General features: G+C 54.7%; 23 protein-coding genes. 8 read left to right on the top strand and 15 right to left on the bottom strand.

The window, feature by feature from the left end; translation table 11 throughout:
• Positions 1-179 precede the first annotated feature (179 nt).
• Positions 180-746: a D-glycero-beta-D-manno-heptose 1,7-bisphosphate 7-phosphatase gene (gmhB, locus tag ACG0Z5_RS20965; RefSeq protein WP_394450854.1), complete on the bottom strand. Its 567-nt coding sequence runs from the start codon at positions 744-746 to the stop codon at positions 180-182.
• Positions 747-934: 188 nt separating this feature from the next.
• Here gmhB and metN point away from each other — a divergent pair, with 188 nt between their 5' ends.
• From metN to proS, 6 genes are all read left to right on the top strand, one after another.
• Complete coding sequence (gene metN, locus ACG0Z5_RS20970) at positions 935-1,966, top strand: methionine ABC transporter ATP-binding protein MetN (RefSeq protein ID WP_319628086.1); 1,032 nt, start codon at positions 935-937, stop codon at positions 1,964-1,966.
• Complete coding sequence (locus ACG0Z5_RS20975) at positions 1,959-2,612, top strand: methionine ABC transporter permease MetI (RefSeq protein ID WP_154159704.1); 654 nt, start codon at positions 1,959-1,961, stop codon at positions 2,610-2,612. Before metN ends, ACG0Z5_RS20975 begins: the two co-directional genes overlap by 8 nt.
• A 41-nt stretch (positions 2,613-2,653) precedes the next feature.
• Entirely contained in the window at positions 2,654-3,469 is an 816-nt protein-coding gene (metQ, locus tag ACG0Z5_RS20980) for a methionine ABC transporter substrate-binding lipoprotein MetQ (RefSeq protein ID WP_394450857.1), read from the top strand.
• A gap of 108 nt (positions 3,470-3,577) precedes the next feature.
• A complete protein-coding gene (rcsF, locus tag ACG0Z5_RS20985; RefSeq protein WP_394450859.1) occupies positions 3,578-3,982 on the top strand; it encodes an Rcs stress response system protein RcsF in 405 nt (134 codons plus the stop codon).
• Positions 3,979-4,686 carry a tRNA (N6-threonylcarbamoyladenosine(37)-N6)-methyltransferase TrmO gene (tsaA, locus tag ACG0Z5_RS20990; RefSeq protein WP_394450861.1) on the top strand — a complete coding sequence of 236 codons (708 nt, stop codon included), beginning with the start codon at positions 3,979-3,981 and terminating at the stop codon, positions 4,684-4,686. Before rcsF ends, tsaA begins: the two co-directional genes overlap by 4 nt.
• Before the next feature lie 112 nt (positions 4,687-4,798).
• The gene (gene proS, locus ACG0Z5_RS20995) at positions 4,799-6,517 is read left to right on the top strand and encodes a proline--tRNA ligase (RefSeq protein WP_394450864.1); all 1,719 of its coding nucleotides are present in this window, start codon (positions 4,799-4,801) and stop codon (positions 6,515-6,517) included.
• 72 nt (positions 6,518-6,589) lie between these two features.
• Here the strand turns inward: proS and nlpE are convergent, their stop codons facing one another.
• From nlpE to ACG0Z5_RS21010, 3 genes are read right to left on the bottom strand one after another with little or no spacing between them, the layout of a single operon-like run.
• Positions 6,590-7,288, bottom strand: coding sequence for an envelope stress response activation lipoprotein NlpE (gene nlpE / locus ACG0Z5_RS21000; protein ID WP_394450866.1), 699 nt, complete (start codon positions 7,286-7,288; stop codon positions 6,590-6,592).
• Positions 7,289-7,319: 31 nt separating this feature from the next.
• Entirely contained in the window at positions 7,320-7,742 is a 423-nt protein-coding gene (gene arfB / locus ACG0Z5_RS21005; protein WP_319785275.1) for an alternative ribosome rescue aminoacyl-tRNA hydrolase ArfB, read from the bottom strand.
• Positions 7,739-8,284 (bottom strand): YaeQ family protein, encoded by a 546-nt coding sequence (locus ACG0Z5_RS21010; RefSeq protein WP_394450869.1) that lies wholly within the window; start codon positions 8,282-8,284, stop codon positions 7,739-7,741. Before ACG0Z5_RS21010 ends, arfB begins: the two co-directional genes overlap by 4 nt.
• Before the next feature lie 195 nt (positions 8,285-8,479).
• Here ACG0Z5_RS21010 and ACG0Z5_RS21015 point away from each other — a divergent pair, with 195 nt between their 5' ends.
• Positions 8,480-8,680 carry a YaeP family protein gene (locus tag ACG0Z5_RS21015; protein ID WP_319628094.1) on the top strand — a complete coding sequence of 67 codons (201 nt, stop codon included), beginning with the start codon at positions 8,480-8,482 and terminating at the stop codon, positions 8,678-8,680.
• A complete protein-coding gene (gene rof / locus ACG0Z5_RS21020; RefSeq protein WP_319628095.1) occupies positions 8,667-8,927 on the top strand; it encodes a Rho-binding antiterminator in 261 nt (86 codons plus the stop codon). The genes ACG0Z5_RS21015 and rof overlap by 14 nt, the downstream gene beginning before the upstream one ends.
• Before the next feature lie 17 nt (positions 8,928-8,944).
• Here the strand turns inward: rof and tilS are convergent, their stop codons facing one another.
• The 11 genes from tilS to lpxD form a co-directional block, all read right to left on the bottom strand.
• Positions 8,945-10,246 (bottom strand): tRNA lysidine(34) synthetase TilS, encoded by a 1,302-nt coding sequence (tilS, locus tag ACG0Z5_RS21025; RefSeq protein WP_394450874.1) that lies wholly within the window; start codon positions 10,244-10,246, stop codon positions 8,945-8,947.
• A gap of 3 nt (positions 10,247-10,249) precedes the next feature.
• Positions 10,250-10,639 carry a VOC family protein gene (locus ACG0Z5_RS21030; RefSeq protein ID WP_394450876.1) on the bottom strand — a complete coding sequence of 130 codons (390 nt, stop codon included), beginning with the start codon at positions 10,637-10,639 and terminating at the stop codon, positions 10,250-10,252.
• Positions 10,640-10,699: 60 nt separating this feature from the next.
• Positions 10,700-12,838 carry a lysine decarboxylase LdcC gene (locus ACG0Z5_RS21035; protein WP_394450878.1) on the bottom strand — a complete coding sequence of 713 codons (2,139 nt, stop codon included), beginning with the start codon at positions 12,836-12,838 and terminating at the stop codon, positions 10,700-10,702.
• A gap of 86 nt (positions 12,839-12,924) precedes the next feature.
• Positions 12,925-14,709 (bottom strand): glycoside hydrolase family 19 protein, encoded by a 1,785-nt coding sequence (locus ACG0Z5_RS21040; RefSeq protein ID WP_394450880.1) that lies wholly within the window; start codon positions 14,707-14,709, stop codon positions 12,925-12,927.
• Between the two features lie 193 nt (positions 14,710-14,902).
• The gene (accA, locus tag ACG0Z5_RS21045; protein WP_394450881.1) at positions 14,903-15,862 is read right to left on the bottom strand and encodes an acetyl-CoA carboxylase carboxyl transferase subunit alpha; all 960 of its coding nucleotides are present in this window, start codon (positions 15,860-15,862) and stop codon (positions 14,903-14,905) included.
• A gap of 12 nt (positions 15,863-15,874) precedes the next feature.
• Entirely contained in the window at positions 15,875-19,357 is a 3,483-nt protein-coding gene (gene dnaE / locus ACG0Z5_RS21050) for a DNA polymerase III subunit alpha (protein WP_394450882.1), read from the bottom strand.
• 22 nt (positions 19,358-19,379) lie between these two features.
• Positions 19,380-19,976 carry a ribonuclease HII gene (gene rnhB / locus ACG0Z5_RS21055; RefSeq protein ID WP_394450883.1) on the bottom strand — a complete coding sequence of 199 codons (597 nt, stop codon included), beginning with the start codon at positions 19,974-19,976 and terminating at the stop codon, positions 19,380-19,382.
• Positions 19,973-21,118: a lipid-A-disaccharide synthase gene (gene lpxB / locus ACG0Z5_RS21060; protein ID WP_394450884.1), complete on the bottom strand. Its 1,146-nt coding sequence runs from the start codon at positions 21,116-21,118 to the stop codon at positions 19,973-19,975. Before lpxB ends, rnhB begins: the two co-directional genes overlap by 4 nt.
• Positions 21,118-21,906: an acyl-ACP--UDP-N-acetylglucosamine O-acyltransferase gene (gene lpxA / locus ACG0Z5_RS21065; protein WP_394450886.1), complete on the bottom strand. Its 789-nt coding sequence runs from the start codon at positions 21,904-21,906 to the stop codon at positions 21,118-21,120. Before lpxA ends, lpxB begins: the two co-directional genes overlap by 1 nt.
• A gap of 3 nt (positions 21,907-21,909) precedes the next feature.
• Complete coding sequence (gene fabZ / locus ACG0Z5_RS21070; protein ID WP_007373234.1) at positions 21,910-22,365, bottom strand: 3-hydroxyacyl-ACP dehydratase FabZ; 456 nt, start codon at positions 22,363-22,365, stop codon at positions 21,910-21,912.
• Between the two features lie 115 nt (positions 22,366-22,480).
• The gene (gene lpxD, locus ACG0Z5_RS21075) at positions 22,481-23,506 is read right to left on the bottom strand and encodes a UDP-3-O-(3-hydroxymyristoyl)glucosamine N-acyltransferase (protein ID WP_394450888.1); all 1,026 of its coding nucleotides are present in this window, start codon (positions 23,504-23,506) and stop codon (positions 22,481-22,483) included.
• Between the last annotated feature and the right edge of the window lie 2 nt (positions 23,507-23,508).

Raw genomic sequence — 23,508 nt, forward strand, 5'->3', positions numbered from 1 at the left:
TCAGAGTCAAGCAATTATTTTCGCTTTTCTCTGTCAGAATTTCCGGAGAAACCCTGCTGACCCGGCGGCTTGCTTGCCGTTGTTCCGTGTCGATGGAGGCGCATTATAGGGAGCTGCCGAGGAATGACAAGCGGAAAAATGCATTTTTATTTCAACCGCTCACCTTTTCGCCTCAACGGCTATTTATTCTGCTTTTTGATAGCCGCGGGCAGGGCTGCCAGGCTATCAATCACCCAATCTGCTGCATTTTCGGTCTCATCGGTAACAGGCTTGCCTGTACGCACTAAGACTTTCGTTCCTACACCTGCAGCTGCGGCGGCCTGCATATCTTCAACTTTGTCACCAACCATAAAGGAGGCATCCATATCGATATGCAGAAAATCACGGGCAGAGATAAGCATTCCAGGGTGCGGTTTACGGCAATCGCATACCTGCCGGTATTCTTCTACTGTTCCCTGTGGGTGATGTGGGCAGTAATAGATGCCATCGAGATCTACACCCCGATCCGCCAGCGACCAGTCCATCCACTCGGTTAATGTTTCAAACTGCGCTTCGGTAAACTTACCGCGAGCAATGCCGGACTGGTTCGTTACCAGTACCAGCGCATAACCCATCTCTTTTAACTCGCGCATGGCATCAATAGCGCCTTCGATAAACTCAAATGCGTCAATTTCGTGAACGTAACCATGATCGACATTAATGGTGCCATCACGGTCTAAGAAAATTGCGGGAACGGTTTTTGCCACCGGTTTGCTCCTGAATAAGGCATGTGAGCCTATTATCTCATGTTTGATGCGCCAATAAAGTGCTCATTATCGCTGCCCCGGATTGATTTAGACGTCTGGATGCCTTAACATCCATTTCATTGACGGTCGCTGCACTCTGCAGCAGCAGAAAATTCCACGGCAAATCACCTTACGATAATAAATAGCTAATGATAAAACTTTCAAACATCACCAAAGTGTTCCAGCAGGGCCACAGAACAATTCAGGCATTGAATAATGTCAGCCTGCATGTGCCTGCCGGACAAATCTATGGCGTCATCGGTGCCTCCGGTGCGGGTAAAAGTACCCTGATCCGCTGCGTCAACTTACTCGAGCGCCCAACCCAGGGAAGCGTGCTGGTTGATGGACAGGATTTAACGGCCCTTTCTGAATCACAATTAACTAAAGCACGTCGTCAGATTGGTATGATTTTCCAGCACTTTAATCTGCTGGCTTCCCGGACTGTATTTGGTAACGTGGCGCTACCGCTGGAACTCGACAATACGCCTAAAGAAGAAATCAAACGCCGCGTGACGGAACTGCTTGACCTCGTCGGCCTGTCGGATAAGCACGATAGCTATCCAGCCAATTTATCTGGAGGACAGAAGCAGCGCGTGGCCATTGCCCGTGCGCTGGCCAGTAATCCAAAAGTATTGCTGTGTGATGAAGCCACTAGCGCCCTGGATCCGGCAACCACCCGTTCTATTCTCGAACTGCTGAAAGACATTAACCGCCGTCTGGGTCTGACCATTCTGCTGATCACCCACGAGATGGACGTGGTTAAGCGCATTTGTGACTGCGTAGCTGTTATCAGCAACGGTGAGTTGATTGAGCAGGACACGGTGAGTGAAGTGTTCTCCCATCCGAAAACACCACTGGCACAACAGTTCATTCAGTCCACCCTGCATTTGGACATTCCGGAAGACTATCTGGCGCGCCTGAAACCAGAAGCGCAGGCAGACAGTGTGCCCATGCTGCGTATGGAATTTACCGGGCAGTCCGTTGATGCCCCGCTGCTCTCGGAAACAGCACGCCGCTTTAACGTCAACAACAACATTATTAGCGCGCAGATGGATTACGCCGGTGGCGTGAAGTTCGGCATCATGCTGACTGAAATGCACGGCACACAAAACGATACGCAAGCCGCGATTGCCTGGCTGCAAGAACACCATGTGAAAGTAGAGGTACTGGGTTATGTCTGAGCCAATGATGTGGTTACTGGCGCGCGGCGTCTGGGAAACGTTGGCAATGACCTTTGTTTCCGGTTTCTTCGGTTTCGTACTAGGTCTGCCGGTTGGCGTACTGCTGTACGTTACACGTCCGGGCCAAATTGCTGAAAACGTGAAGCTGTACCGCACGCTCTCCGCGCTGGTCAACATCTTCCGTTCTATTCCGTTCATTATCCTGCTGGTGTGGATGATTCCATTTACGCGCGTGATTGTTGGCACCTCCATCGGCCTGCAGGCGGCGATTGTTCCCCTGACCGTGGGCGCCGCACCGTTTATTGCCCGCATGGTGGAAAACGCGTTGCTGGAAATACCGACCGGCCTGATTGAAGCCTCACGCGCTATGGGTGCCACGGTCATGCAGATCGTGCGTAAAGTCCTGCTGCCAGAAGCGATGCCGGGTTTGGTGAATGCAGCAACCATCACGCTGATTACCCTGGTGGGTTACTCCGCGATGGGCGGGGCTGTCGGTGCCGGTGGTCTGGGTCAGATTGGCTATCAGTACGGTTACATTGGTTATAACGCTACGGTTATGAATACCGTTCTGGTATTACTGGTGGTTCTGGTTTATTTAATTCAATTCTCTGGCGATCGTATCGTCCGGGCTGTCACTCACAAGTAACGTTACACACAACAAACAACTCTAAGAGTTAAGGAAAGAAAATGGCGTTCAAGATTAAAACCTTTGCGGCCCTGGGTGCCCTGATTGGTTCTCTGGCACTGGTGGGTTGTGGTCCGGATCAGAAAGACCCTAACCACATCAAAGTCGGCGTGATTGTGGGTTCAGAACAGCAGGTCGCTGAAGTTGCCCAGAAAGTGGCCAAAGAGAAGTATGGCCTCGACGTTGAGCTGGTGACCTTCAACGATTACGTTCTGCCGAACGAAGCGCTGAGTAAAGGCGATATCGATGCCAACGCCTTCCAACATAAACCTTACCTGGATCAGCAGATTAAAGACCGCGGTTACAAACTGGTTCCGGTCGGCAGCACCTTTGTTTACCCGATTGCCGGTTACTCTAAGAAAATCAAATCTCTGGACGAACTGCAGCCAGGCTCTCAGGTTGCCGTGCCTAACGATCCAACCAACCTCGGCCGCTCCCTGCTGCTGCTGCAGAAAGTGGGCCTGATCAAACTGAAAGATGGTGTTGGTCTGCTGCCAACCGTTCTGGACGTGACTGAGAACCCGAAAAACCTGAAAATTGTTGAGCTGGAAGCCCCACAACTGCCGCGTTCCCTGGACGATGCGCAGATTGCTCTGGCGGTTATCAACACCACTTACGCCAGCCAGATTGGCCTGACCCCAGCGAAAGACGGCATCTTTGTTGAAGACAAAGACTCCCCGTACGTGAACCTGATCGTCAGCCGTGAAGATAACAAAGACGCGGAAAACGTGAAGAAATTCGTTGAAGCGTATCAGTCTGACGAAGTGTACGAAGCGGCCAACAAGATCTTCAATGGTGGCGCGGTTAAAGGCTGGTAATCTTTTCTCAAAGTAATATCATTCAGGACGGGCTTTACGCCCGTCTTGTCATTTCTGCTGGCACCTGATTCAATAAGCCCCGGTTTTTATATTCATTGAGGAAATACTATGCGTGCTTTACCGGTCTGTTTTTTAGCGCTGATCCTGAGCGGCTGTTCCATGTTAAACAGATCTCCCGTAGAACCTGTACAAAGCACTGCAACTCCGCCAAAAACCGAGCCCGCTAAGCCGAAAGCGCCACGCCCTGCTCCGGTAAGAATTTACAACAGCGCCGAGGAACTGGTGGGTAAGCCGTTCCGCGATCTCGGCGAAGTCAGCGGTGAATCCTGCCAGGCCTCTAATCAGGACTCTCCGCCAAATATCCCAACCGCCCGTAAGCGTCTGCAGATAAACGCCGCAAAAATGAAGGCCAATGGGGTTCTGCTGCACAGTTGTGAAGTCACCAGCGGCACGCCGGGTTGCTATCGTCAGGCCGTTTGCCTTGGAACTGCTCTCAACGTTTCGGCGAAATGAGTGATTTCTCCTTTGAGCAGATAGGCGTTATCTGCTCACCTTATAAAGAGAAGTTTGCCGTCCCACGCCAGCCTGGTCTGGTGCAACACGGCAACGGCGAACTTCACTTGCTCCCGCCCTACAATCAGCCGGATGCCGTGCGCGGCCTGGAAGATTTCAGCCATCTCTGGGTGTTATTCGTCTTTCATCAAACGATGGAAGGCGGCTGGCGACCGACCGTCCGCCCTCCCCGGCTTGGCGGCAATGCCAGAATGGGCGTATTCGCGACCCGTTCCACTTTCCGTCCTAACCCGATCGGCATGTCACTGGTTGAGCTGAAAGGTATTCGCTGTCACAAAGATCAGGTCATTCTACAGTTAGGCAGCCTCGACCTCGTCGACGGCACGCCGGTGGTCGATATCAAGCCTTACCTGCCATTTGCCGAAGCGTTGCCTGAAGCTCAGGCAAGCTATGCCCAGCAGGCACCTGTTGCCAGCGTGAATGTCAGCTTCACCCCCGAGGTGGAACAGCAGTTTCCAGTCCTCGATAAACGTTACCCACATCTGCGCGCCTTTATTACGGATGTACTGGCTCAGGACCCGCGTCCTGCTTACCGGAAAGGGGAGGAAACGGGGAAAGCTTACGCCGTCTGGTTACATGATTTTAACGTCCGCTGGCGCGTTACCGACGCCGGATTCGAAGTCTTTGCATTAGAAGCACGCTAATTTTCTCCTCCTCTCTTTTGACAACTCTGCCAGACTGATAAACTAAACCACATTTTTTGTATCAGGCGGGCATTCTCGCCTGTTCTGCTCGTTCAAATGGAACCGTAATAACATGCGTACTAGTCAATACTTGCTCTCCACGCTGAAGGAGACACCTGCCGACGCCGAGGTTATCAGCCACCAGCTGATGCTGCGCGCCGGGATGATTCGCAAGCTCGCCTCCGGGTTATACACCTGGCTGCCGACAGGCCTGCGCGTCCTGAAAAAAGTCGAAAACATCGTGCGTGAAGAGATGGATAACGCCGGTGCTATCGAGGTGTCAATGCCCGTGGTTCAGCCCGCTGACCTGTGGCAGGAGAGCGGTCGCTGGGAGCAGTACGGCCCGGAACTGCTGCGTATTGTCGATCGCGGCGAGCGCCAGTTTGTCCTCGGCCCAACGCATGAAGAAGTGATCACCGACCTGATTCGTAACGAGCTGAGCTCTTACAAACAGCTACCGCTGAACTTCTATCAGATCCAGACCAAGTTCCGCGATGAAGTCCGCCCACGCTTTGGTGTGATGCGGTCCCGTGAGTTCATCATGAAGGATTCTTACTCCTTCCATACCACTCAGGAATCCTTACAGGAAACCTACGACGCGATGTATGCGGCTTACAGTAAGATCTTCAGCCGTATGGGTCTGGATTTCCGTGCCGTTCAGGCTGATACCGGTTCTATCGGTGGCAGCGCGTCGCATGAGTTCCAGGTTCTGGCGTCCAGCGGTGAAGATGACATTATCTTCTCCAGTGAATCTGACTTTGCAGCCAATATTGAGCTGGCTGAAGCCGTTGCGCCAAAAGAACCCCGCGCGGCAGCGACCCAGGAAATGACCCTGGTCGATACGCCAAACGCCAAAACCATCGCCGAGCTGGTTGAGCAGTTCAATCTGCCAATTGAGAAAACCGTGAAAACCCTGCTGGTGAAAGCGGTAGAAGACAGCGCATATCCGCTGGTTGCCCTTCTTGTCCGTGGCGATCACGAACTGAACGAAGTCAAAGCGGAAAAACTGCCGCAGGTGGCAAGCCCGCTGACCTTCGCGACCGAAGCAGAAATTCGTGCGCTGGTTAACGCCGGTCCAGGCTCACTGGGCCCAGTAAATATGAGCATTCCAGTGGTCGTTGACCGTACCGTCGCCGCCATGAGCGATTTCGCTGCGGGCGCTAACATCGACGGTAAACACTACTTCGGCATCAACTGGGATCGCGACGTTGCCACCCCGGAAGTCGCAGACATCCGTAACGTGGTCGCCGGTGACCCAAGCCCGGACGGCAAAGGTACCCTGCTCATCAAGCGCGGTATCGAAGTCGGCCACATCTTCCAGCTTGGCACCAAGTACTCCGAAGCCATGAAAGCGTCCGTTCAGGGTGAAGACGGTCGTAACCAGACCCTGACCATGGGCTGCTACGGGATCGGCGTTACCCGCGTGGTGGCGGCAGCCATCGAGCAGAACCACGACGATCGCGGTATCGTCTGGCCGGACAACATTGCGCCATTCCAGGTGGCCATCCTGCCGATGAATATGCACAAATCCTACCGCGTTCAGGAGCTGGCAGAGAAACTGTACAGCGAGCTGCGCGCCCAGGGGATTGAAGTGCTGATGGACGATCGTAAAGAGCGCCCAGGCGTGATGTTCGCGGACATGGAGCTGATCGGTATCCCACACACCGTGGTTATCGGCGACCGCAACCTCGACAACGATGAGATTGAATACAAATATCGTCGTAACGGTGACAAGCAGATGATTAAAACCGGCGACGTAGTGAGCTACCTGCTGAGCAACATCAAACGCTAATCTCCGTTCTCACGGACAATAAAAAGGCCCGTCACCGTTGGTGACAGGCCTTTTTTTATGACTATGGGGCGATTACTCTTTGCAGGTCTTCTTCGCGTCAAAGTGCGACGATTTGTCCGCTACCAACGTTGTCACCTTCTCGCCGGTATCCGGATTGGCCTGTAGCGTAAAGTGCGCTTCGACCGTCAGCAAAACAGGCTTACTCTCGTTGCCGCGCGCCGCGGCATAACCACGTTCGAGCTGGGCGTTGTTCGCCACCGACACACGTTTCCCCGTAGCACAATCGGTAAAGGTGGCAGCATCCGCCATGTAAAAATACATACCGCGCATCGCCATTGGGGTCACAGGCAGGCTTGTTTTGACCGGCTCCAGGGTGTAATTCAGCGAGGAAACGATCGGATTGCCTTCGCGATCCAGCATTTCCAGCTTGTCGCCTTTTGCGCGATAGTATGATTTCTCACCCTTAGTGTCGGTCAGAACCAGCTTCTCGGCGGTGCGCGCCCAGGTGCCATACGACGCAAATGAGGACGGTTCACGCTCCACGCCCTGATAGTGCTCGTTCATCACCCAGGTACCGTCCTTTTCAAGGAACAGGGACGTTTCAATGCCTTCGCAGTCCGCACACGGCAGCACGCCGCGCCAGCTCTGCTGCATCGGCTGCAGGGCCGTTTCTTGCCCTTTGTTCACGGTTTGCTCATCTGAACGATTGTTACAGCCGGGCAATGCACAGAGCATTCCAACAGCCGCGAGGGTCACCAGTACCTTCTTCACCTTAATTTCCTTATGCTTTTCATTCAGTCGATCAGTCACCGGCGTTTCTGACTTTGCCACGCATCGCCTTCACTGAGGACTTTTGCGATTTTGACGCCAGTCGACGCTCTTTCGATGCCCGCGTAGGACGCGTTGCCCGGCGATGTTTTTGTTCTACGGTCAGGCTCTGAATCACCGACACCAGACGCGCGACCGCGGCTTCCCGGTTCATCTCCTGACTGCGATATTCCTGCGCCTTGATAATGATAACGCCGTCAGCGGTTAACAAGTGATGACTGGCGGCCAGCAGGCGCTCTTTATAATACTCTGGCAGGCTGGAGGCCCGGATGTCAAAACGCAAATGAATGGCCGTTGAGGCTTTGTTCACGTGCTGTCCGCCGTTGCCCTGCGCCCGAATAGCGGTGATTTCCACTTCTTCGTCAGCCAACGATACCTGACGTGAGATGACAATCATTTTGCCTGCTGCCAATGGGTTGGGATGATTTCCAGATTATTCTTATCATCGGAAAGCCACAGCGTCCCTTCCTGCAAGGTGGCCTGCAGCGTCATATTGCGTGCGGCGAAGGCGGTCAACTGCGCCAGTTGGGTATCATCAAAATACCAGATACTGAGATTGCTAAACCCGGCCAGTGCGGCCTGATTTTGCTGCCACCAGATTTCCGCCGCCCGGCTGTTATAGGTAAACAGCGCGACCTGCTTCGAACGAGAGCAGGCTTTTTTGATCCGGCGTTCTTCCGGTAAGCCTAACTCAATCCACAAATCCACCCCCAGATGATCGTTGAGCAGCCACACTTCCGGCTCGTCATCGGCACTCAGGCCCCGGGTAAATTGCAAACGGTCGTCGGCATACATTATCCATGCCAGCAGACGCAGCATCATGCGCTCTTCGGTTTCGGACGGATGACGAGCCAGCGTCAGGCTGGCATCGAGAAACTGGTTGCGGTCGAGATCGGCAACGTTCACCGTCGCTTTATAAATTGTCGCTTTCAGCGCCATGATTTTACTCCTGAAAATTGGCCGTCATTGTACCTAATTCAGCCACAAAAGGCTGTCGCCAATTCATTGCTGCACAGCTCATCCTGCTGATATTGCTTAAATGAGTATGGTATAGTCACCTTGCTAAACAGAGTTTATCTTCGTAGGCTTAAACTTGCATCCCACAGTTAAGTCAGAACGCTGACAGGAGGGCATGTGGAAAAGTATTGTGAGTTAATACGCAAGCGATATGCGGAAATAGCCAGCGGGGACTTAGGATATATTCCGGATTCGCTGGGTTGTGTGCTAAAAGTATTGAATGAAGTGGCGTCGGACGATGCGATTTCAGAGTCGGTCAGGGAAAAAGCGGCCTATGCGGCGGCAAACTTACTGGTGAGCGATTATGTCAATGAATGAGTCTTATCAACCTATCAACTGTGATGACTATGACAACCTCGAACTCGCCTGCCAGAACCATCTCGTTTTGGCGCTGGAGCTGAAAGATGGCGAAGTGCTGAAGGCGAAAGCCAGTGACTTAGTCTCACGTAAAAACGTCGAGTATCTGGTCGTTGAAGCCTCGGGCGAAAACCGTGAGCTACGACTCGACAAAATAGCCAGCTTCAGTCACCCGGATATCGGTACCGTGGTGGTGAGCGAAGAGTAATCCGTAGACGGGCAGTGTTACTGCCCGTTTTTTTGTCTGACGAGCCGTAAACCGGCTTCCCCTTCCCTGTATTGCCCTTCACGCGTGACGAAATACCCGGCCGCTGCGATTAACGTCTCACCATAAAACAGCAGCGGCGCGGTTTCCCGTAGCCACGGAGCCACACCCATCTCCTGCCAGATTTTTTTTAGCTTACGTCCACCGTGACGCCCAACAATATGCAACGTGCCGGAGGCGGTAAAACGCACACTCACGGGTTCATCGTTCTGCGGCGCACGAATATCGCGGCCCGCCATCAGATGCAATTCACTGGCATCCGGTAACAGCAGCGGATGCGTGATATCTGCCCATTTCATGTTCAGAGAGGCCAGGCGTTCATAAGCCGGGATCCACCACAGCTGCTGCTGAAAGCGGCGGACTTCGAATTGGCCTAAGCAAAGCTGCGGATTGGCATCTTCCCGTGCCAGCGCCACTTCTTGCCAGAGACGCGTCAGCATCGCGCGCGACGGCATCACCGCCTGATGCTGTGCCAGCCAGCGGCGTAACAGCGCTGCCCGCCGAGCTTCACTCACGCTCATCAGCGGTTCGATGGCGAGCTGCCCTTCCGGCCCCATCAACGACATCAACTCTTCGGCAAGCAATTCATCCAGTAGCTGTTCCTGTTCGCCACACAGCGCGGCGCTTCGCGCGGCGGCCTCGGCGAAATGCGGCCAGCGCTGCGTCAACAACGGCACCACGCGCAGGCGCAGAAAATTGCGATCGTAGGCATCGTCCTGATTGCTTTCATCTTCAATCCAGCGCAGCTGATGCGTGACGGCCCAGCGCTCAAGATCTTGCCGTTTTTGGTTTAACAACGGCCGCAACAGTTTACTGCCCGCGAAATCTGACTCTGCCGCCATCGCCGACAGCCCCGCCGGGCCGCTACCGCGTTTGAGTGCCAGGAGCAGCGTTTCGCACTGATCGTCCAGATGCTGCGCGGTGACCAATACCTCACCGGGCTGCAGCGCGGCACGAAACGCGGCATAGCGCGCCTCACGCGCATGGGCTTCAATACCTAACCCTTCCTCTGCCAGGGTGACCTTCACCACCTCAAGCTGCACGCCCCACTGGGCACAAACCTGCTCACAGTGCGCAACCCAGGCATCCGCATAAGCACTTAGCCCATGATGAATATGAATAGCGCGCAACGCGACGCCCGGCGACTGTTCACGCCAGCTCACCAGTTGGTGTAAAAGCACCGTCGAATCCAGGCCGCCGCTGAAGGCAACCAGCAGCGATCGGTGGGAATGTAGGACGTCGATGACAGATTTCAGGCTCATGATTTATTGCTGATACAGCTCCAGCGGCAATCCGTCCGGATCGTTGAAAAAAGTAAAACGACGCTCAGTGAAGGGATCGATTCGAATCGCCTCACACTTCACGCCGTGGCTTTCGAGATGGGTCACGGCGGCATCGATGTCATCCACGCTAAACGCCAGATGACGCAGGCCGCACGCTTCAGGCCGTGACGGGCGCGCAGGTGGAAAAGGGAACGAAAACAGCTCGATAGTATACTGGCCATTCAACGCCAGATCGCCTTTCCAGGAATCCCGCGCCTCACGGTAGAACTCGCTTTGCAGCGTGAAGCCCAGAATATCGCAATAGAACGCCTTACTGTTGGCATAGTTGCTCGCGATGATAGCGATGTGGTGAACCTGTTTTAAACCCAGCATGTTTTCTCCTTATTGGTCTGCGCAGCACGTTACCTGTGGCAGGGCGACTGACGCAAGCAGTCAGGCATCTTTTAAGACTCGTACCCGGTAGACGCCGTCTTCGTCACGCTTAGCGCCATGAATGTCAGTTTCAAAGCCCGGATAATGCCGACCAATCGAGCAAAGCATCAGCAGGAAATCGAGCACGGCGCGGCTTTCTTCGGTGATCATCTCTCCCGGCATCAGCAACGGTACGCCCGGCGGATACGGCAGGATCATGTTAGCCGAGACGCGGCCCACCAGCTGTTCAATCTCAATCGTTTCCACCTCACCTTTGATCTGACGCTGCCAGGCCTGGTGCGGGGTCATTTTCATTTCCGGCAGCACATCGAACGCCCGTAGCATCAGATGCGAGAGCTGATGCTGACGAATAAGCTTATGGATCCCCTGCGCCAGCTCCTGAATGCGCATGTTACGGTAGAAATCAGGATCTTCCGCGTACAGATCCGGCAGCATGTTTTTGACCCGAAGATTCAGATCAAAGGATCGCTTAAACTCGGTCAGGCCACGCAACAGGCCCATCGCCCGGGTTTTGTCGATACCGATACTGAACAGAAACAGCAAATTGTACGGGCCGGTTTTCTCAACCACCACGCCACGCTCGTCGAGGAATTTGGCCACCAGCGCAGCCGGGATCCCCTCGTCGCTCATGGTGCCCTGCTCGTCCATGCCTGGCGTCAGGATGGTGACTTTCACCGGATCGAGGAACATATGATTAGCATCGGCATCCGCGAAGCCGTGCCAGTCTTCACCCGGCGAAACCGGCCAGCACTCGGCCTCATCCACTTTTTCAGGTTGCCAGATATCGAAGAACCAGCCCTCTGACTCCTCGCGCAGCCGCTGTACCTCTTTACGGAAATGCAGCGCACGCTCAACCGAACGGTTGATCAGTCGCTTGCCCGGATTCCCGCGCAGCATCGCCGCTGCCGTTTCGATGGAGGCAACAATCGGATAGCTCGGCGACGTCGAGGTATGCATCATAAAGGCTTCATTGAAGGTGTCTTCGTCGTAATCGCCTTTGATGTGGATAAGCGACGCCTGCGACAGCGCCGCCAACATTTTATGCGTCGACTGCGTTTCATAGATAACCTTGCCCGGGACGCGCTCGCCGCTCATCCCGCTTTTCCCCTGATAAATCGGATGGAAATGAGTATAGGGCACCCACGCAGAATCAAAATGAATCGACGGCACGTCCAGCGTGTCTTTAATCCAGGTAGTGTTGTAAAGCAGCCCGTCGTAGGTGGAATTGGTGATAACGGCATGAACCGGCCACTGCGCGCCCGCTGTCGTCTTCACTTTCTGGCTGATGCTATCGCGAGTGAACTCACGCTTCGGAATACCGCCCAAGATGCCGAGCGCATTGCGCGTGGGCTTCAGCCACAGCGGCACCACGTCGCTCATCATCAGCAAATGCGCCAGCGATTTATGGCAATTACGGTCGATAAGCAGTGTGCTGCCTGACGGTGCTGCGTACATCCCGACAATTTTATTGGAGGTCGAGGTGCCGTTAGTCACCATGTAGCTTTGCTCCGCGCCAAAGGTGCGGGCGATATACTCTTCGGCCTCAAGATGCGGCCCGGTGTGATCAAGCAACGAGCCAAGCTCGGTGACCGAAATAGAGACGTCCGCTTTCAGCGTATTCCCGCCGAAAAAGTCATAGAACAGGCAGCCAACCGGGCTTTTTTGATACGCTGTCCCCGCCATGTGGCCCGGCGTGCAGAAGGTATATTTCCCCTCTTTCACGTAGTTGAATAATGCACGGGTGAACGGCGGGGTGATGTTATCGAGATACTCTTTGGTGTACTGGCCTATGCGCGTGGCGATGTCTTCTTCCGCGCCCAGCGCGTACTCAAAGAACCACAGCGCCATGCGCATATCGTTGATGCTGACGTCCAGCGTCGAATGGGTGTTGATAAATGCATACAGCGGTAGGTATTCATTCAACTGATTGATGTCGCTGCACAGATCCTCGCCGTATTCATCCCAGTCGAAGATGACCCCGCAGATCCGCGGATTCTGCTCAACAAACTTAATCAGATCGGCGCTGTTTTGCGGCCAGATGATTTTGAACCCTTGCTGGGTCAGCGCCGCTTCAAGATCTTTGATCGGCTGATCTTTGTGGTAGACGCCGTGCGGCCCCATGATGGCAATAATATTCACGCTTTCCTCCTGGAAAATTCCTTCCTTAATCTTATACCTAAAATGATACAGAACACGCCAGCGTCAGACGCTGGCGTGTGTATTACTTAAAGTGCAGTCCAGGCATCTGCCCAGGCAATGCCCGCCCCTGGCTCATAGTAGACCGGGGAATTGTTACACCATCCGCTGCTCGGGAACGGCTTACACTGATACAGCGCCCCATGGTTCATCACGATATCACCGGCGTTCCAGTGGTGAGTGGTGCTCCATGACGGATAGCTGGCGGTCGATCCGCCCTCATCCGCTTTGGCCTTCGCCTTCACATTCAAGGTATAGGTGGTGGTCGCAGTCAGTTTACCATCGCTGACGGTCAGACTTATCGCATACTGAGCATCGGCATCTTTCTCCGGTACCGTAAAGCTGATGTTGGCTTTATCTTTACCGGTAATGCTTTGGCCATTCTGGAAAATCCAGGTGTAGGTCAGCGCATCGCCGTTAGCATCCGATGAACCTTCCGCACTCAGCGCAACCTTACTTCCCGCTTCAACTGCACCTACCGGCCCGGAAATAAACGCTACCGGGGCAACATTACTGTCCGGTTTGGGTTCAGGCGTTGGCTCCGGCGTCGGCGCTGGCGTTGGGGTAGGAGCTGGGGTCGAGCCGCCATCGTCAGTCAGGGTGACGTTGAAGTAGTGCTGAACACACTTGGTGTAATCCCCGGCTTTAAATGCGCTGAATGGCGTCTGGTAGCTGACCAGTTGGCAAGCATATGCCAGACCATTAGGATTCCCCTCGGTCCAGTTCCAGCTCTCTTCCCAGTAGATAGGCAATGCGCCTGAGCCACCTTCATCGAACTGTTTCATGTTCTTACAGCCAAGCACTTCATCTGCCGGAACCGGTACTTTCAGGTAGTTAGCGAACTCTTTGTAGTAGGCAATACGGTTTTGCGACTGCGCCATTTCCGATGACCCGCCGCACTCCACGCCCCCGTTGATGATCTGGATGGTGACGCCAAACCCTGGGACTAAGCCATTGGCCTTATCATGACTGTTTGGCTGCCAGGAGCCGTTGATCACATCCAGCATCCCCGGTTTGGGCGGCTGAGGATAGACGAAGAAGAACAGTGCGCTGGCAAGGTTCAGCCAGGTGTCAGCCACCAGCTCCGGTTTATCCAGCAGCGGGCGCACGTCGCCGTACATGGCGTCAGAGAACGGTCCGTAGTTGTAGTTGTAGGAGAGCTGTTTAGCGCCCCGGCCAAAATAGCTCACATAATCGCCGTCTTTATCCTTACCACACGGCCAGGTTTGCCCCTGCCAGGTGTTAGGATTACATTCGCCGTTATAGCCGCCCTTTTGCCCTTCCGTCCAGCCCATCTCGCGCACATAGACCAGCGCCTGTCGCCACTCTGGCTCTTCACGCCAATCCTCATGCCCACCGGTTTCCTGTGCAAAATGGGCAAACATGGTAGCCAGTGATTTACGACAGATGGCATCACTGTCCCGCCCATCGGTGTAGGAATCACAAATTGCCGGGAATTTGCCGACCGCTTTCAGGAAGTTTGTGTAGGTATATTCAGGCGCACGCCGGGGGAACAGATACTCCCAGTCTTTGCTGCTAATGATTTTTTCGACGCGTTTGACGTTGGCCGGATTGCCGGCGCTGCCGGGCGCGATGCGCTCCACGTCTTCATTGCTAATGGTACGAATATCCGCTTTCACCGTCTGCATTTGCGGGAAGTTCGTGAGTTCCTGCTCTTTTTTTTGCAGGTCGCTGGCCTTCATTGCGTAAGGCGCGACCGGTTCCGCTTTCAGATTCGTCGCCCAGGAGGCGGGTGTACAAAGCGTCAGCGCCGCCGCCACGGCGCTCAGCCCTATCGTGTTGTTTACTTTCATTGTTAAATCCCCGTAGTAAAAATACCGCTGCGCCACAAGGCGAAGTCCTTGGTGGCGATAAGGGCATCTTAGGGGAAGCAGAAGAGGGGAATTATCACATTGGCTCACCGCCGCTCTCACGAAATATCAGCAGGTATAAAAACAAAAAAAGGCCGGGATAACCGGCCTTTAGACGTTTTTTTGTGATGCTAAATCAGGCGTAGCCGTAGCTCATCAGACGCTGATAACGGCGGTTGAGCAGGTCTTCAGTGCTCAGCACGTCGAGGTCGGCCAAATCTGCCAGCAGTTGGGCTTTCAGGCTTGCCGCCATAGCTTCAGGTTTACGATGCGCGCCACCCAGCGGTTCCGGGATAACGGTATCAATCAGCTTCAGCTCTTTCAGACGTGGCGCAATGATGCCCATCGCTTCTGCGGCCAGTGGCGCTTTATCGGCGCTTTTCCACAGAATAGAGGCACACCCTTCCGGGGAGATAACGGAATAGGTGCTGTACTGCAGCATATTCACTTTATCGCCCACACCAATCGCCAGCGCACCACCGGAACCGCCTTCGCCGATGACGGTACAGATGACCGGCACTTTCAGGCGAGACATTTCACGCAGGTTACGGGCAATCGCCTCAGACTGACCGCGCTCTTCCGCGCCCACGCCAGGGTATGCGCCCGGGGTGTCGATAAAGGTCACGATAGGCATGTTGAAGCGTTCTGCCATTTCCATCAGGCGCAGCGCTTTACGATAGCCTTCTGGGGCTGGCATGCCGAAGTTACGACGAATTTTCTCTTTGGTCTCACGGCCTTTCTGATGACCAATGACCATCACCGGACGCCCATCCAGACGCGCGATACCCCCAACGATAGCTTTGTCGTCGGCATAAGCACGATCGCCCGCCAGTTCGTCAAACTCATCGAACGCCAGACGCAGATAATCGAGGGTATACGGACGCTGCGGATGGCGCGCCAGTTGCGCGACCTGCCATGCACCGAGATCGGCGAAAATTTTGCGCGTCAGTTCTACGCTTTTTTCGCGCAGACGATGCACTTCTTCGTCGATGTTAATATCCAGTTTTTCATCCTGACGGCCTACGGCGGTCAGAGAATCGATTTTCGCTTCCAGCTCTGCAATCGGCTGTTCGAAATCAAGGAAATTCAGACTCATAGTATTCCTGTATTAGTCAAACTCCAGTTCCACCTGCTCCGACCCAATGAGGCCACGCAAATCGTTGAGTAAACGATCGCTCGGAGAAACACGCCAGGTCGCGCCAAAGCGCAGCCGTGCGCGTGCATCCGCCCTCTGATAGTAGAGATGTACTGGAATTGTCCCCGAACGGTGGGGTTCCAGAGACTGACGGAGACGGTTTAAAAGCTGGTCATCAATTTGCCTGTCCGTCAGCGAGATAGCAAGCCCGCGAGCATATTTTTCACGGGCTTCGTCAATGTCCATGACTTCGCGGGCGGTCATTTTAAGCCCCCCGCTGAAGTCATCAAAGCTGACCTGTCCGCTGACGATAAGTATGCGGTCTTTTTCCAGCAAATGCTGGTATTTATCCAGCGCGTCGGTGAACAACATCACCTCCAGCCGCCCGGAACGGTCATCCAGCGTACAGATGCCGATACGATTGCCTCGCTTGGTGACCATTACCCGCGAAGCAATGACGAGCCCCGCCGCCGTGGTCACTTTACCACGATCGGTCGGATGCATGTCTTTGAGCCGCAGCCCGCCGACATAGCGCTCAATTTCTTTCAGATACTGGGTGATCGGGTGGCCGGTCAGGTACAAGCCTAACGTTTCCCGTTCACCGTCCAGTACGATTTGTTCCGGCCACGGCTGGCAGCTGGCGTAGGATTGTTCTACCTGTTCCGGCTCATCTGCCAGTACGCCAAACATATCCGCCTGACCGATCGCTTCGGCTTTGGCATGTTGATCGGCGGCTTTCAGCGCGTCGGGCAGCGAGTTCGCTAGCGCCGCACGGTGCGGCCCAAGGCGGTCAAACGCCCCGGACATGATCAGTTTTTCGAGTACGCGCTTATTGAGCTTTTTGGTGTCTACGCGGGCGCAGAGGTCAAACAGCTCGCGGAAATAGCCGCCTTCATTACGCGCTTCGAGGATCGCCTCAATCGGGCCTTCGCCCACGCCTTTGATAGCCCCAATGCCATATACGATTTCACCGTCGTCGTTGACGTGGAAATGATACAGCCCGGAGTTGATGTCCGGCGGCAGGATTTTGAGCCCCATGCGCCAGCATTCGTCCACCAGCCCGACCACTTTCTCGGTGTTATCCATATCGGCGGTCATTACCGCCGCCATAAATTCGGCGGGATAGTGGGCTTTCAGCCACAGCGTCTGGTAAGACACCAGCGCATACGCGGCGGAGTGCGATTTGTTAAAGCCGTACCCGGCGAATTTCTCCACCAGGTCGAAGATTTTCATCGACAGCTCGCCGTCGACGCCGTTATTGATCGCGCCCTCTTCGAAGATGCTGCGCTGCTTGGCCATCTCTTCGGGCTTTTTCTTACCCATCGCACGACGCAGCATATCCGCTCCGCCGAGCGTATAGCCCGACAGGACCTGGGCAATCTGCATGACCTGTTCCTGATACAGGATAATGCCGTAGGTCGGCTCCAGAACCGGTTTCAGGCTTTCGTGCTGCCACTGCACGTCAGGATAGGAAATCTCTTCGCGTCCGTGCTTACGGTCGATGAAGTTATCTACCATCCCTGACTGGAGCGGGCCCGGACGGAACAGGGCCACCAGAGCAATCATATCTTCGAAGCAGTCAGGCTGCAGACGCTTAATCAAGTCCTTCATGCCGCGGGATTCAAGCTGGAACACCGCAGTGGTTTCCGAGCGTTGCAGCATGTCGAAGCTTTTCTTGTCATCGAGCGGGATAGCGGCGATATCAATCGGATCTAAGCCCTGCTTCGCCCGGCGCGGGTTGATCATCTTCAGCGCCCAGTCGATGATCGTCAGCGTTCGCAGACCGAGGAAGTCGAACTTCACCAGGCCTGCATATTCCACGTCGTTCTTATCAAACTGGGTGACCGGATGATTCCCGGATTCGTCACAGTACAGCGGCGCGAAGTCGGTAATTTTGGTCGGCGCGATAACCACGCCCCCGGCGTGTTTCCCGGCGTTACGGGTGACCCCTTCGAGCTTGCGCGCCATATCAATCAGCGCTTTAACCTCTTCGTCTGCCTCGTAAATTTCCGGCAGCTGCGGTTCGGCTTCAAACGCCTTGGCAAGCGTCATGCCCGGGTCGGGCGGCACCAGTTTTGAAATACGATCGACGAAACCATACGGATGTCCCAACACGCGGCCCACGTCGCGGATAACCGCTTTCGCCGCCATGGTACCGAAGGTAATAATCTGCGATACCGCATCTCGCCCGTACATATCCGCCACGTGTTCAATAACCTGGTCGCGTTTCTCCATACAGAAGTCAACGTCGAAGTCGGGCATCGAGACACGTTCAGGGTTCAGGAAACGTTCGAACAGCAGGTCAAACTCCAGCGGGTCGAGATCGGTGATTTTGAGCGCATAGGCCACTAATGAACCGGCACCGGAACCACGGCCCGGCCCTACCGGCACACCGTTATCCTTCGACCACTGGATAAATTCCATTACGATCAGGAAGTAGCCCGGGAACCCCATCTGGTTAATCACCTGGAGTTCAATGTCCAGACGCTCGTCATACGGTGGGCGTTTTTCAGCACGCTCTGCCGGATCCGGGAACAGGAACTCGAGGCGCTCCTCAAGACCTTCTTTCGATTTCACCACCAGGAAATCTTCGGTGGTCATATCGCCAGTCGGGAACTGCGGCAGGAAGTATTCGCCCAGGCGCACGGTGACGTTACAGCGTTTGGCTATCTCAACGGTGTTGGCCAGCGCCTCCGGTATGTCGGAGAACAGCTCGCACATTTCGTCTTCGGTGCGCATATACTGCTGCGACGAATAGTTACGCGGTCGCTTTGGGTCATCAAGGGTGAAACCGTCGTGAATGGCCACTCGGATTTCGTGAGCGTCAAAGTCGCCCGCGTCGATGAAACGCACATCGTTAGTGGCCACCACCGGTAAACCGCGCTCTTCAGCCAGTCTCACCGCCGCATGCAGGTAGTTTTCTTCGTCTGCACGACCGGTACGGATAAGCTCGAGGAAATAGCGATCCGGGAAATGTTCTTCATAAAAGGCCGCGCACTGCTCGACCAACGCCATATTGCCGCGTAGCAAGGCTCTGCCCACATCGCCCATGCGTGCGCCGGACAGCAGGAGCAGGCCTTCTTTATGATCAATCAGCCAGTCACGGTCGATATACGGGCCCAACGCACCATATCCCCGCTGATAGGCGCGGGAAATCAGCAGCGTCAGGTTCTGGTAGCCTTCGTTATTGGTGGCAAGAACAGTGAGCTGCGTCAGCTCATCGGCAAACAGCTCGCTTTGTACGTGAAAATCCGCACCGATAATCGGCTTGATCCCGGCCCCGTGCCCTGCGCCATAGAACTTCACCAGACCACACAGGTTGGTGAAATCGGTGATCGCCAGCGCAGGCATACCCAACGCGGCCGCCTTTTTCACCAGCGGCCCGGTCTTCGCCAGCCCATCAATCATGGAGTAGTCGCTATGCACCCGCAGGTGTACGAAACGTGGTTCAGCCATCTTCAGATCCCGCTTTACTTAATCAGGCAATGCCCAGAGCGCGTTTAACAGGCCCGAAACTGCGCCGGTGGTGTTCGGTGGCGCCATGCAGAGCCAGCTTTTCCAGATGGAAAGGCGTGGGGTATCCCTTGTGTTGCGCGAAGCCATACTCGGGGAAAGTGTTATCCAGCGCGGTCATTTCCGCATCGCGGGCCACTTTCGCCAGAATGGATGCCGCGCTGATTTCAGGCACTCGACTGTCGCCTTTGACGACGGCCAGCGACGGCACCGGCAAGGCCGGACAGCGATTGCCATCAATCAGTACGTATTCCGGCGCAATGTGCAGGCCAGCGACCGCGCGCTGCATCGCCAGCATGGTGGCATGCAGAATATTGAGTTCGTCGATTTCGTGCGGCTCGGCACGCCCAAGGCTCCAGCTGAGCGCTTTGTCCTTGATTTCATCGAACAGCGCCAGGCGGCGTTTTTCACTCAGTTTTTTGGAGTCATTCAAACCGATAATCGGGCGGTTCGGGTCAAGAATCACCGCCGCCGTGACGACCGCGCCCACTAACGGACCGCGCCCCACTTCGTCGACACCCGCCACCAGATGAGTATGCGGGTAGATAAATACGTCTGTCATTGTGCCAACTCCAGCACCGCATCGGCTGCCTGCTCGTCGGCATTACAGCGGATCTGCTGGTGCAGTTCGCGGAAGGTGTCATGCATGGCGTGGCTGGTTTTACCATCCGCCAGCAGCGGCAGCAGCGCCTGTGCGAGCAGCTCTGGCTGACACTCATCCTGCAAAAGTTCTTTTACCAGTTCCCGGCCCGCCAGCAGATTAGGCAACGATACATAGTCAGTTTTGACCAACCGCTTCGCCAGCCAGAAAGTAAAGGGCTTCATGCGATAACCCACCACCATCGGGCATTTTGCCAGCATACATTCCAGCGCCGCCGTGCCAGAGGCCAGCAGGGCCGCATCACTGGCTATCATTGCCTCACGTCCCATGCCGTTAAGCATATGAACGTTAAGATCCGGTGCCACTTCGGCTTTAATGCGCTCGAACTGTTCACGGCGTTTGGCATTCACTAGCGGGACAACCACTTCCAGATCGGGATAGTGATTGCGCAACAATCGGGCCGTTTTCAGGAAATCGGCGCTGAGCATTTCCACTTCTGCGCCGCGACTGCCCGGCAGCAACGCCAGGCAATGCACGTCGTGAGCTATGCCGAGGGTGTCTCTGGCGGCGTTTTTATCGGGATCCAGCGGCATGGCATCTGCCATGGTGTGCCCGATAAAACGGCAAGGAACATTGAATCGGTCGTAAAACGCTTTTTCGAAAGGCAGAAAGGCGAGCACCAGATCGGTGGCTCTGCCAATTTTGAAAACACGTTTTTGTCGCCAGGCCCAAACGGAGGGGCTGACGTAATGAATGGTTTTAATGCCCTGCTTTTTCAGATTCCCTTCAAGGGTAATATTGAAGTCAGGCGCATCGATGCCGACGAAAACGTCCGGCTGAAGTTCGGTGAAGCGGCGGGTTAAATCAGCCCGAATGTGCAGCAGACGACGCAGACGACCGAGGACTTCGACAATCCCCATCACCGCCAGCTCTTCCATTTCGTACCAAGCCTCACAGCCTTCGGCCTGCATTAATGGCCCAGCTACGCCGACGAATCGGGCGTTCGGTACACGTGCTTTCAGGGCGCGAATGAGACCCGCACCAAGAATATCGCCGGAGGTTTCTCCGGCGACCAGGGCAATCGTTAGCGGACGTTCAGCCATTAACGAATCAGACCACGAGTAGAGCGTTCGAAGAAGTCATAGAAGGCTTTTACTTCAGGATGCTGCTCTGCAAGTTCAGCGATTTCCGGTTTGGCTTCATCCAGCGTTTTACCGCTGCGGTACAGCAGTTTATACGCATTGCGAATCGCAATAATCGCTTCTCTGCTGAAACCACGACGCTTCAGCCCTTCGATGTTAACACCGTAAGGCGTGGCGTGGTTGCCCTGCGCGATAACGTAAGGAGGGACGTCCTGAGCAACGCCGGAGCAGCCGCCAACCATCACGTGTGCACCAATGATGCAGAACTGATGGACAGCCGTCATGCCACCGACGATAACAAAGTCGTCCAGAGATACGTGGCCCGCCAGCGTTGCGTTGTTGGCGAGGATACAGCGGTTACCTACGGTGCAATCGTGCGCCACGTGGGCGTTGATCATCAGCAGGTTATCGCTGCCCACCTTCGTCAATCCACCGCCCTGTACTGTTCCACGATGAATGGTGACGCTTTCGCGGATGCGGTTGCGATCGCCAATCTCCACACGAGTCGGTTCGCCAGCGTATTTAAGATCCTGGTTAACTTCCCCGATGGAAGCGAACTGATAAATTTCATTGTCGCGGCCAATGGTCGTATGACCGTTTACCACCACATGAGACTTCAGTACGGTTCCTTCGCCAATGCTGACGTCAGAACCTACAATACAAAACGGTCCAATGTGAACGTTGGCACCGATGACGGCACCCTCTTCCACAATGGCGCTAGGATGGATAAAGGCAGTTTTATCAATCACGTATCAGGCCTCCCGGCTACGCGCACACATCATAGTCGCTTCGCAAACCACTTTACCGTCAACCAGCGCCACGCCTTTAAAGCGGGTCAGGCCACGGCGGGTTTTCTCAAAGGTCACTTCCATGATCATCTGATCACCAGGCACCACCGGACGCTTGAAACGCGCTTCATCGATGCCTGCGAAGTAGTAGAGTTCACCAGGTTCCAGTTTACCCACGCTCTTAAATGCCAGAATACCGGTGGCCTGCGCCATGGCTTCCAGAATCAGCACGCCTGGAAAAATCGGCTTGCCCGGAAAATGTCCCTGGAAAAACGGCTCATTTACGGAGACATTTTTAACTGCGCGCAGAAAACGACCTTCTTCAAAGTCCAGCACGCGATCGACCAGTAAAAACGGGTAACGGTGTGGCAGAAGTTCCAGAATCTCTTCAATGTGCAGAGTATGAGTGTCAGTAGTCAAAATACTCTTCCTGTCTAAATATACTAAAAGGCAATAATAACACGGCCTGCCGGATTTTAAGAAATCAGACAGGCCGGGAAGTTTGGCGCGATACCCTTAGATATGGGATGAAACGCTAGTCTTGTTGACTTGTTTTACGCTCGAGTGCTTTGAGACGCTTGCTCATGTCATCAATATTCATCACCAGCGCAGCGGTTTTACGCCATGCTTTGTTTGGCTGCAGCGGAATGCCAGAGGAATATACGCCAGGTTCAGTGATCGGGCGCATAACCATGCCCATGCCGGTCACTGTCACTTTGTCGCAGATTTCCATGTGGCCATTGATAACGCTGGCCCCACCAATCATGCAGTAACGGCCAATTTTCAGGCTGCCCGCCATGATAACCCCGCCCGCAACGGCCGTATTGTCACCGATGACCACGTTGTGCGCAATCTGGCACTGGTTATCGATGATCACGCCATTGCCGATAACGGTGTCATCCAGCGCGCCACGATCGATGGTCGTACAGGCGCCGATCTCAACGCGATCGCCGATAATCACGCGACCCAGTTGTGGGATCTTCACCCAATTACCACGATCGTTGGCATAGCCGAAACCGTCAGAGCCGATCACCGTACTGGACTGGATCAGGCAATTTTCACCAATCTCAATCTCATGGTAAACGGAGACATTCGCCCACAGGCGAGTACCGGCCCCAATAGTTGTATTTTTACCAATGAAACAACCCGCACCAATACGGACGTTATCCCCGAGTACTACCCCGGATTCGATAACCGCATTCGCGCCGATCGAGACGTTCTGACCCAGTTTTGCCGTGGAATCAACCACCGCGCTGGGGGCGATATCCTGCGCCGGTTGCGGCGTGGAATCGAGAATTTGGGCCATACGGGCGTAAATCAGGTAAGGGTTCTTCACTACCAGCGCCGCGCTTTTGGCAAAAGGCAAATCGTCTGCGGTCATCACGACAGCAGAGGCCTGGCATGCGGCCAGGTGTTCACGGTACTTAGGATTCACCATGAACGTGATATGGCCTGCTTTAGCGGATTGCATGGACGCAACAGCGGTGATGACGAGATCGCCATCACCGTGTAATTCTGCATCCAACTGCTGAGCTAAATCAGCCAGTCGAATTGAAGGCATTA

The organism is Scandinavium sp. M-37 (assembly GCF_043558715.1).
GTDB classification, from domain to species: Bacteria; Pseudomonadota; Gammaproteobacteria; order Enterobacterales; family Enterobacteriaceae; genus Scandinavium; species Scandinavium vulneris_A.